This is a genomic window from Bifidobacterium phasiani (assembly GCF_019331775.1).
In the GTDB taxonomy this organism is placed as follows: Bacteria; Actinomycetota; Actinomycetes; order Actinomycetales; family Bifidobacteriaceae; genus Bifidobacterium; species Bifidobacterium phasiani.
The window spans coordinates 23,206-33,094 of the sequence record NZ_JAHBBD010000026.1 but is presented as its reverse complement, the minus strand read 5'-3'; the positions used below and the strand labels follow the sequence as shown (position 1 = coordinate 33,094).

The window sequence follows — 9,889 nt, the reverse complement described above, 5'->3', positions numbered from 1 at the left end:
TCTCGATCTCGACCCGCTCCAACGCCGACAGGTGGGAATACGATTGTGGCACGGTGCAACACCTTCCTTCCGGAACCCAGACACTTCCACACTAGGCAGGTGTTGCACTTTCAAATAGAAACCGGGCCGCCCCGGCCGAGCCCCGCCGGGCCGGTATGCTGGAAACCATTGGACACACATCCGCGATCGACCCGGGAGGTTCTTATGCCCAAGGTGGCCAGCGGCACCGTGCTTTGGCGGCAGCGCAAGCGCAACTGGTGCCGCACCCCGTTCACGTTCACCGTCTACACGCTCACCGACCGGGAGCTGTCGGTGAAGACGGGCATGCTCAACCAGCGCTACAACCTCGTCAAGCTGTTCCGCATCGTCGACATCACCGTCGAGCGCAGCCTGCTGCAGCGCGTCTTCGGGCTGTCCACGCTGATCCTGAACACCCACGACCGCTCCTCCGGCGACGGCGTGGTGCGCATGGCCAACGTCATCGACGGCTTCGCGGTGCGCGAGCTGCTGCAGAACGCCGTGGACGAGTCGCGCCGCGCCAACGGCATGACGACCCGCGAGTTCATCGACGGCGGCGGATACGGCCCCGACGACGACGGTGACTTCGGCGGCGGGTACGTCTGACGCCGCCCGGCCGCGCGGCGCCGTCCCACGCCGGCGAGTGTCGATGCCGCGGGGTGTCGCCGACAGCGGATAGTCTGAGAAACGGCATATTTCGCAATGTTCAGCAAGCAGAAAGGCTGTTGATGACTGGAGCAGATGTAAGCGACAAGCCCCGCAGGGTACTGCTCAAGCTTTCCGGAGAGGCCTTCGGCGGCGGCGCCGTCGGCATCGACACCGACGTCGTGCGCCGCATCGCCTCGGAGATCGTGCCGGCGGTCCGACGGGGCGTGCAGGTGGCGATCGTCGTCGGCGGCGGCAACTTCTTCCGCGGCGCGGAGCTGCAGCAGGCGGGCATCGACCGTTCCCGCGGCGACTACATGGGCATGCTCGGCACGGTGATGAACTGCCTGGCGCTGCAGGACTTCCTCGAGCAGGAGGGGCAGGCCACCCGCGTGCAGACCGCCATCACGATGGGCCAGGTCGCCGAGCCGTACATCCCGCTGAAGGCCATCCGCCACCTGGAGAAGGGCCGCGTGGTGATCTTCGGCGCCGGCGCCGGCATGCCGTACTTCTCCACCGACACCGTCTCGATCCAGCGGTCGCTGGAGATCCACTGCGACGAGGTGCTCATGGGCAAGAACGGCGTCGACGGCGTGTACACCGCCGACCCGCGCAAGGACCCGAACGCGAAGCGCTTCATCACGCTGAGCTACAACCGCGCCCTGGTCGACAACCTCGCGGTGATGGACGCCTCCGCGCTGTCGATGGCGCGCGACAACCGCAAGCGCATCCGCGTGTTCGGCCTGGAGGGCGCCGGCAACGTGACCAGCGCCCTGCTCGGCGAGGAGATCGGCACGATGGTGTCCACCGCCGAGTCCACGGTGGCCGACTGAGCCACGGCGCACCCGGCCAATTCAACGGGGAATCGACATCGGGAAACCGGCAAACCACAGAACAATAAAAGGAGATACACCATGGCAAACGTCATCGACCAGGCCAAGGACCAGATGAGGAAGTCCGTCGAGGCCACCAAGGAGAACTTCGCGGGCATCCGCACCGGTCGCGCCAACCCGGCCCTGCTCAACGGCATCACCGTCGAGTACTACGGCGCCCCGACGCCGCTGAAGGCCGTCGCCTCCATCGGCGTGCCGGAGCCGCGCACGCTGGCCGTCACCCCGTTCGACAAGTCCCAGGCCGCCGCCGTCGAGAAGGCGATCCGCGACTCCGACCTCGGCGTCAGCCCGAACCGCGACGGCAACGTCATCCGCGTCACCCTGCCGGAGCTGACCGAGGACCGCCGCAAGGAGTACGTCAAGCTCGCCAAGAACAAGGCCGAGGACGGCAAGGTCGCGGTGCGCAACATCCGCCGCAAGACCAAGGAGGGCATCGACAAGGCCGTCAAGGACGGCGAGATGGGCGAGGACGAGGGCGATCGCCTGCTCAAGGAGCTCGACAAGGTCACCAAGCAGATCACCGACGAGATCGACGCGCTGCTTGAGGGCAAGCAGAAGGAGATCATGGAGGTCTGATCCTCCCCGCCGGACCGAAACGAGGCAATCGCAATGGCATCGCATGAGGAGCGCGAGGCGGAGGCCGACCAGGCCATCGCCTCGATCAACAAGCGCACGGGACGCAACATGCCGCAGGCCATCGGCACCGCCGTGGTGCTGATCGCGGTGATCCTGGCGTGCCTGCTGATCAACATCGACCTGTTCGTGCTGCTGATCGTCGTGTTCATGGTGCTCGCGCTGTGGGAGCTGCGCGTCGACTTCGCGACGGCGGGGCTGCACATCCCCGTGGCGTCGCTGTGGGTGTGCTCGGCCGCCACGCTGCTGGCGACCTACTACTCGCCGTATCACATCATGACGCTGTCGATGTGCATCCTCGCCTCGCTGCTGATCGTGGCGATCGCCGCCACCGCCCGGGTCAACGTCAGCAGCCGGCTGTCGCTGGCGGTGGCGGCCAAGCTTTCGCACACCGACGCGGGCGCGCGGCTCGAATCGTCGTTCAACCACGAGCGGGGCGAACGCGACCACAGCCGCATCAGCCACGTGGCGGTCTCGCTGTTCACGGTGCTGTACATCCCGCTGCTAGCGGGCTGCCTGATCATCCCGCTGACCTTCCACGGGCACCCGGTGGCCCACGCCGTCATGCTGGTGTTCCTGCCGGCGCTGAGCGACACCGGCGGCCTGTTCGCCGGCGCGTGGCTGGGCAGGCACAAGCTGTCGCCGCGCATCTCGCCGAAGAAGTCGGTCGAGGGCCTGGTCGGCTCGATGCTGTTCGCCATGGCCGGCGCGTTCGCGATCTTCGCGTGCACCTACGACGGCGCGGTCTGGGCGTCGCGCTGGTGGGTGCCGGTGCTCATGGGCGTCATGGTCGGCGTCGTCGGCACGTTCGGCGACCTGTGCGCCTCGATGCTCAAGCGCGACATCGGCATCAAGGACATGGGCCACCTGCTCAAGGGCCATGGCGGCGTGATGGACCGTGTGGACTCGATCCTGATCAGCGCGCCGTTCATCGCCATCCTGCTGTGGGCCACCGGCCTGTGAGCCGGGCCCCCGACCCCCTTCACGCCCCGGCCCCGGCGCACGCCGGGGCCGTATCATTGTCCATTGTCCGCGCCGCCGGGCGCACGGGCCCGCGGGCCGGACGCAAGCCAGGACGGAGACCAGCATGACAGACCACGACCTGCCGGAGACCGGCATCACCCCGGGCGGCACCAGCGGCGCGTTCCGTGACGTCCTGTCCAAGGACCATGCCCGCCGAGGCAAGCCCCCGGCGCATTTCGCCGACATGGACGAGCAGGAGCGCATCGCCCGGGCCGCCGAACTCGGCCTGCCGAAGTTCCGCGTCAGGCAGCTCGCTAACCACTACTACGGCCACTGCGACGTCAACGCCGCAGAGTTCACCGACTTTCCCGCGGCCAGGCGCGAGGAGGCGGCCGCGGCGTTCTTCCCGGAGCTGATCCACGAGGTCACGCGGCAGGTCGCCGACGAGGGCATGACCGTCAAGACGCTGTGGCGGCTGTTCGACGGCTCGCTGATCGAGTCGGTCCTGATGCGCTACCCGAACCGCACCACGCTGTGCATCTCCAGCCAGGTGGGCTGCGGCATGGGCTGCCCGTTCTGCGCCACCGGCCAGCTCGGCCTGACGCGCAACATGTCGGCCGGCGAGATCGTCGAGCAGGTGCGCGTCGCCGCCCGGGCGATGCGCGACGGCGAGGTCGCCGGAGGCCCGGGCCGCCTGAGCAACGTGGTGTTCATGGGCATGGGCGAGCCGATGGGCAACTACCGCTCCGTGCTCAGCGCCGTGCGCCAGATCAGCGCGATGCCGCCCGAGGGGTTCGGCATCTCGGCGCGCAACATCACCGTGTCCACGGTCGGCGTGGTCCCCGGCATCCGCCGGCTCGCCGAGGAGGGGATCCCGGTGCGTCTGGCCGTGTCGCTGCACGCCCCGAACGACGAGCTGCGCGACGAGCTGGTGCCGATGAACAGGCGCTTCGACACCACGCAGGTGCTGGATGCCGCGCACGACTACTTCCTGGCGTCCAAGCGCCGCGTCAGCATCGAATACGCGCTGATGCGCGGCATCAACGACCAGGCCGAGCACGCCCGCCAGCTGGCCAGGCGCCTCAACCACTACGGCGACAACTGGGCGCACGTCAACCCGATCCCGCTCAACCCGATCGAGGGGTCGCGCTGGACGGCCTCGGACCCCGAGGACGAGCGGCGGTTCCTGGAGATCCTGCACGCCGCCGGCATCACCGCCACGCTGCGCGACACCCGCGGACAGGACATCGACGGGGCCTGCGGGCAGCTCGCCGCCAAGGAGCGCTGAGCGCCGGACCCGGCGCGGCGGCGCAGTCCGGTCAGTGGAACGCGGACGGTGGGCGACACACGCACCCGTTAACCTAGACCCCGACAACCCGCCCGGCGCGCCCGGGCACCACGATGCGAGAAAGCGGAGGAAGCGATGTCGTTGGCCGTACGAGTCATACCATGTCTGGACGTCGACGCGGGGCGCGTGGTCAAGGGCGTGCACTTCGAGAACCTCCGCGACGCGGGCGACCCGGTCGAGCTGGCCGCCGAATACTACCGGCAGGGCGCCGACGAGCTGACGTTCCTCGACGTGACGGCGTCGAGCTCGCGCCGGCAGACCATGTACGACGTCGTGGCCCGCACCGCCGAGGAGCTGTTCATCCCGCTGACAGTGGGCGGCGGCGTGCGCTCCGTGGAGGACGTCGACCGCCTGCTGCGCTGCGGCGCGGACAAGGTGGGCGTGAACACCGCCGCCATCAACGACCCGGGCCTGATCGCCCGCATCGCCGACCGGTTCGGCAACCAAGTGCTGGTGCTGTCCGTGGACGCGCGCCGCGAGCGGGGGGAGCGGCACACGCGGTCCGGCTTCGAGGTGACGACGATGGGCGGGCGCAAGTCGACCGGCATCGACGCCATCTGGTGGGTCAGGCGCGCCGAGGAGCTGGGCGCCGGCGAGATCCTGCTGAACTCGATGGACGCCGACGGCACCGAGAACGGCTTCGACCTGGAGATGATCCGCGCCGTGCGCCGCGAGGTCTCGATCCCGATCATCGCCAGCGGCGGCGCCGGCCGGGTCGAGGACTTCCCGCCGGCGGTCGAGGCCGGCGCCGACGCGGTGCTGGCCGCCTCGGTGTTCCACTACGGCAAGATGACGATCGGCGACGTCAAGCGGGCGCTGCGCGACGCCGGATACACGGTGCGCTGACGCCCGCCGCGGCGGACGCGCAAGGACAGCGGCGCGGGACCGGACGACGGCCGCGCCGACCGCAGGGAAGGAGCAGGGACGCATGACGCATCCCACCGAACGATACGACAACGACGAGGCGCTCGACCCGCGCATCGCCGCGCGCCTCAAGCGCGACGACAGGGGGCTGGTCGCCGCCGTCATCCAGCAGTACGACACGCACGAGGTGCTGATGGTCGGCTACATGGACGACGAGGCGCTGCGGCGCACGCTCACCGAGGGGCGCGTGACGTTCTGGTCGCGCTCCCGCCGGGAGTACTGGCGCAAGGGCGACACCTCCGGCCACGTACAGTACGTCAAGTCGCTGGCGCTGGACTGCGACGGCGACGCGCTGCTCGTCGAGGTCGACCAGGTCGGCGCCGCCTGCCACACCGGCAAGCGCTCGTGCTTCGACGAGGGCGGCCGCCTGCCGGTGGTCGTCGGCAACCGGCCCGTCGCCCAGGACCGGGAGGACTGACCGGCGCGCACCGGCGCGCCGCGTCCCCGCACCACACACCATCCACCGTACGCCCGCGGACACCGGGCGCACCCGCTTCGGCGAACCGAATGGAGAGACCCACATGGAGTGCAACGTCGAGCAGTTGACATGGGGCGGCACCTGGCCGTCGCGCGAACAGTTCCACGAGCTGGCCGACGAGGGCTACCGCGTCATCCCGATCGTGCGGCGGCTGCTCGCCGACTCGCTGACGCCCGTCGGCTTCTACGAGCGCCTCGGCGGCGGGCGCAGCGGCACGTTCATCCTCGAGTCGGCGGAATACGGCGGCTCGTGGAGCCGCTACAGCTTCATCGGCGTGAGCTCGATGGCCCAGCTGCGCTCGGACCACGGGCGCGCCGACTGGATCGGCACCGTGCCGGCCGGCGTGCCGACCGAGGGCGACGTCATCGACGTGGTCCGGCAGACCCTCGCCGTGCTCAGGGCGCCGAACGTCGCCGGCCTGCCGAATCTGACCGGCGGCCTGGTCGGCACGGTCGGCTGGGACGCGCTGCGCCACTGGGAGCCGACGCTGCGCGCCGAGGCGCCCGACGAGACCGGGCAGCCCGAGCTGGCCCTGGCCCTGGCCACCGACATCGCCGTGGTCGACCACGTCTCCGGATCGGTGTGGCTGATCGCCAACGCCGTGAACGTGGACGACCGCCCGACCCGCGCCGACGCCGCGTACGACGGCGCGGTCGAACGGCTCGACCGCATGCAGCGCCTGGCCGCCACGCCGGTGGCGGGCGAATCGCGCGTCAGCGTGCTCGACCCGGACGCCGCCCGGCCCGAACTGCGCTTCCGCACCGCCAGGGAGGACTACGAGCGGGCCGTGGAGCAGGGCAAGCGGCACATCGTCGACGGCGACGTGTTCCAGGTCGTGCTCTCGCAGCGCCTCGACATCGACTCGCCGGCCGACCCCTTCGACGTCTACCGCGTGCTGCGCACGCTCAACCCCAGCCCGTACATGTACTTCATGGCGCTGACCGACGCGGCCGGCCGCGACTTCACCGTCATCGGCTCCAGCCCGGAGACGCTGATCAAGGTGGACGACGGCCACGCGATGACGTTCCCGATCGCCGGCTCCCGGCCGCGCGGCGCCACGCCCGAGGAGGACGAGCGCCTGGCCCGCGAGCTGCTCGCCGACCCCAAGGAGCGCAGCGAGCACATCATGCTCGTCGACCTGTCGCGCAACGACCTGAGCCGCGTGTGCGCCCCGGAGAGCGTCGAGGTCGTCTCGCTGATGGACATCAAGCGCTTCAGTCACATCATGCACATCTGCTCGACCGTCACCGGGCGCGTGCGCGATGACATGGGCGCCTTCGACGTGTTCGCCTCGGCGTTCCCCGCGGGCACGCTCTCCGGCGCGCCGAAGCCCCGGGCCGTGGAGATCATCGACGCGCTCGAGCCGGCGGACCGCGGCATCTACGGCGGCACCGCCGGGTACTTCGACTTCTCCGGCAACCTCGACATGGCGATCGCCATCCGCACCGCGTTCATCCGCGACCACGAGGCGAGCGTGCAGGCCGGCGCCGGCATCGTGCTCGACTCGGTGCCGAGCGCCGAATGGCAGGAGACTCGCAACAAGGCCGCCGCCAGCGTCGAGGCGATCAAGGTCGCCGCCCGGCTGCGCACGCTGTAGGCCACGCGCCGGGCCCCGTTCCGCCTGCGGGGACGGGGCGTAGCGAAGCTCCGTCTCGCCGCCCCGCGATGTCGTCGTCCTTCCCGCGCGGGGTCGGGGCCTTGTGCCGGGGCGGCCGGGGCCTTACGGGCGACCGCGACGCGGCCCCGGACTCGGGCCCGGCACGGGGGCGTCCGGGCCGCGCGGCCCCGGCCCGCGCGTGGCCGCATGTCAAGACGGGCGGCCGGTCGCGCAACGCGCGTCCGCTAGAGTGTGCGATTGTCCCACCACATACGAACGCAAGGGAGAACCATGTCGGTACTTGACGAATTGGTGGCGGGCGCGCTGGAGGACCAGCGCATCCGCGAGCAGGCCACGCCATTGGATGTCGTGAAGCAGGCGGCCCAGGCCGCCCCGGCTCCGCTGGACGCCCGCCGATGGCTCAGGCACGCCGACACGGTCCCGGTGATCGCCGAGATCAAACGCGCCTCGCCGTCCAAGGGCCGCCTCGGCGACATCCCCGACCCCGCCGCCCTCGCGCGCGAATACGAACGCGGCGGCGCGGCGGCCATCTCGGTGCTGACCGAGGGGCGCCGCTTCCTCGGCTCGCTCGACGACCTGGACCGGGTGCGCGCCGCGGTGGGCGTCCCGGTGCTGCGCAAGGACTTCATCACCACCGACTACCAGATCTGGGAGGCTCGCGCCCACGGCGCCGACCTCGTGCTGCTCATCGTCGCCGCGCTCGACGACGCCGCGCTCAGGCGGCTGCTCGACCTGACCCACGAGCTGGGCATGACCGCCCTGGTCGAGACCCACACCGCCGAGGAGATCGAGCGCGCCGTCGCGGCCGGGGCCGGGGTCATCGGCATCAACGCCCGCAACCTCAAGGACCTGCGCGTCGACGTCGGCCGGTACCGCGAGCTCGCCGACGCCCTGCCCGACGACGTGATCCGCGTCGCCGAATCCGGCGTGTTCGGCGCCGTGGAGCTCGAGGACTACGCCCGGGCCGGCGCGGACGCCGTGCTGGTCGGCGAGGGCGTGGCCACCGCGCGCGACCACGAGCTCGCCGTGCGCCGCCTGGTCGAGGCCGGCACGCGGGTCAAGGCCTCCGAGGCCCGGCCGCTGGCCGAACATGACGGCCCGTACTTCGGCCGCTTCGGCGGCCGCTACGTGCCCGAGGCGCTGATCCACGCGCTCACCGAGCTCGAGGAGGTCTACGACGAGGCCAAGCGCGACCCGGAGTTCCGCCGGGAGTTCGACCGCCTCAACCGCCTGTACGTCGGGCGGCCGTCGCCGCTGACCGAGGCGCCCCGCTTCGCCGCGCGGCTCAACGAGCGCGTCGGCGTCAACGCCCGCGTCTTCCTCAAGCGCGAGGACCTCAACCACACCGGCGCCCACAAGATCAACAACGCGCTCGGCCAGGCGCTGCTGGTCAAGCGCATGGGCAAGACCCGCGTCATCGCCGAGACCGGCGCCGGCCAGCACGGCGTGGCCACCGCCACCGTCTGCGCGCTGCTGGGCCTGAAGTGCCGCGTGTACATGGGCCAGGTCGACGCCCGCCGCCAGGCGCTCAACGTCGCGCGCATGCGCCTGCTCGGCGCGGAGGTCGTGGAGGTGACGCTCGGCTCGCGCATCCTCAAGGACGCGATCAACGAGGCGCTGCGCGACTGGGTCACCAACGTGGAGACCACCCACTACCTGCTGGGCACGGTCGCCGGCCCGCATCCGTTCCCGACCATCGTGCGCGACTTCCAGAAGGTCATCGGCGAGGAGGCCAGGCAGCAGTTGCGCGACGAGTACGGCATCGACCACCCGGACGCGGTCTGCGCCTGCGTCGGCGGCGGCTCGAACGCCATCGGCGTGATGAACGCCTTCCTCGACGACCCGCGCGTGAGCCTGTACGGCTACGAGGCCGGCGGGCACGGCCCCGAATCCGGCCGCCACGCCGCGCGCTTCGCGCCCGGCACCGGGCGGATCGGCCTGTTCCAGGGGGCCAAGTCCTACCTGCTGGAGGACGACGAGGGCCAGACCCTCGACACCTACTCGATCTCCGCGGGCCTGGACTACGCCTCGGTGGGTCCCGAGCACGCCTGGCTCAAGGAGATCGGCCGCGTGACCTACGACTGGGCCACCGACGAGGAGGCGATGGGCGCCTTCAAGGACCTGTGCGAGACCGAGGGCATCATCCCGGCGATCGAAAGCTCGCACGCGGTGGCCGGCGCCTACAAGGCGGCCGCCGACCTCAAGGCCAAGGGGTGCGCCGATCCGGTGATGATCGTCAACATCTCCGGCCGCGGCGACAAGGACGTGGCCACCGCGGGCAAGTGGTTCGGCTACCTGACCGACGAACAGAGCAGGGCGCTGGAGGCCAACGGCGCCCACGGCGACACCGTGACCGAATGAGAGGGGAG

General features: G+C 70.6%; 9 protein-coding genes. All 9 read left to right on the top strand.

Features of this window, described 5'->3' with window-relative positions; genetic code table 11:
* The first annotated feature begins 204 nt into the window (after positions 1-204).
* Entirely contained in the window at positions 205-624 is a 420-nt protein-coding gene (locus KIH73_RS09410; protein ID WP_219082880.1) for a PH domain-containing protein, read from the top strand.
* A gap of 122 nt (positions 625-746) precedes the next feature.
* On the top strand, positions 747-1,496 hold the full coding sequence (pyrH, locus tag KIH73_RS09405) for a UMP kinase (RefSeq protein WP_219082878.1): 750 nt from the start codon (positions 747-749) through the stop codon (positions 1,494-1,496).
* Between the two features lie 81 nt (positions 1,497-1,577).
* The gene (gene frr, locus KIH73_RS09400; protein WP_219082876.1) at positions 1,578-2,132 is read left to right on the top strand and encodes a ribosome recycling factor; all 555 of its coding nucleotides are present in this window, start codon (positions 1,578-1,580) and stop codon (positions 2,130-2,132) included.
* 33 nt (positions 2,133-2,165) lie between these two features.
* Positions 2,166-3,152, top strand: a complete 987-nt coding sequence (locus KIH73_RS09395; protein ID WP_219082874.1) for a phosphatidate cytidylyltransferase — start codon at positions 2,166-2,168, stop codon at positions 3,150-3,152.
* A 124-nt stretch (positions 3,153-3,276) separates the two neighbouring features.
* The gene (gene rlmN, locus KIH73_RS09390) at positions 3,277-4,440 is read left to right on the top strand and encodes a dual-specificity RNA methyltransferase RlmN (RefSeq protein ID WP_219082872.1); all 1,164 of its coding nucleotides are present in this window, start codon (positions 3,277-3,279) and stop codon (positions 4,438-4,440) included.
* Positions 4,441-4,575: 135 nt separating this feature from the next.
* Positions 4,576-5,346 (top strand): imidazole glycerol phosphate synthase subunit HisF, encoded by a 771-nt coding sequence (hisF, locus tag KIH73_RS09385; protein ID WP_219082870.1) that lies wholly within the window; start codon positions 4,576-4,578, stop codon positions 5,344-5,346.
* Between the two features lie 82 nt (positions 5,347-5,428).
* On the top strand, positions 5,429-5,842 hold the full coding sequence (gene hisI / locus KIH73_RS09380; protein ID WP_219082868.1) for a phosphoribosyl-AMP cyclohydrolase: 414 nt from the start codon (positions 5,429-5,431) through the stop codon (positions 5,840-5,842).
* Between the two features lie 103 nt (positions 5,843-5,945).
* Positions 5,946-7,499, top strand: coding sequence for a chorismate-binding protein (locus KIH73_RS09375; RefSeq protein WP_219082866.1), 1,554 nt, complete (start codon positions 5,946-5,948; stop codon positions 7,497-7,499).
* A gap of 291 nt (positions 7,500-7,790) precedes the next feature.
* Positions 7,791-9,881 (top strand): bifunctional indole-3-glycerol phosphate synthase/tryptophan synthase subunit beta, encoded by a 2,091-nt coding sequence (locus KIH73_RS09370; protein WP_219082864.1) that lies wholly within the window; start codon positions 7,791-7,793, stop codon positions 9,879-9,881.
* The last annotated feature ends 8 nt before the right edge of the window (positions 9,882-9,889 follow it).

Bases quoted from the DNA above. Each gene is read 5' to 3' on its own strand.
- frr (WP_219082876.1), top strand. From the start codon at position 1,578: ATGGCAAACGTCATCGACCAGGCCAAGGACCAGATGAGGAAGTCCGTC.
- KIH73_RS09370 (WP_219082864.1), top strand. From the start codon at position 7,791: ATGTCGGTACTTGACGAATTGGTGGCGGGCGCGCTGGAGGACCAGCGC.
- pyrH (WP_219082878.1), top strand. From the start codon at position 747: ATGACTGGAGCAGATGTAAGCGACAAGCCCCGCAGGGTACTGCTCAAG.
- hisI (WP_219082868.1), top strand. From the start codon at position 5,429: ATGACGCATCCCACCGAACGATACGACAACGACGAGGCGCTCGACCCG.
- KIH73_RS09395 (WP_219082874.1), top strand. From the start codon at position 2,166: ATGGCATCGCATGAGGAGCGCGAGGCGGAGGCCGACCAGGCCATCGCC.
- KIH73_RS09375 (WP_219082866.1), top strand. From the start codon at position 5,946: ATGGAGTGCAACGTCGAGCAGTTGACATGGGGCGGCACCTGGCCGTCG.
- hisF (WP_219082870.1), top strand. From the start codon at position 4,576: ATGTCGTTGGCCGTACGAGTCATACCATGTCTGGACGTCGACGCGGGG.
- KIH73_RS09410 (WP_219082880.1), top strand. From the start codon at position 205: ATGCCCAAGGTGGCCAGCGGCACCGTGCTTTGGCGGCAGCGCAAGCGC.
- rlmN (WP_219082872.1), top strand. From the start codon at position 3,277: ATGACAGACCACGACCTGCCGGAGACCGGCATCACCCCGGGCGGCACC.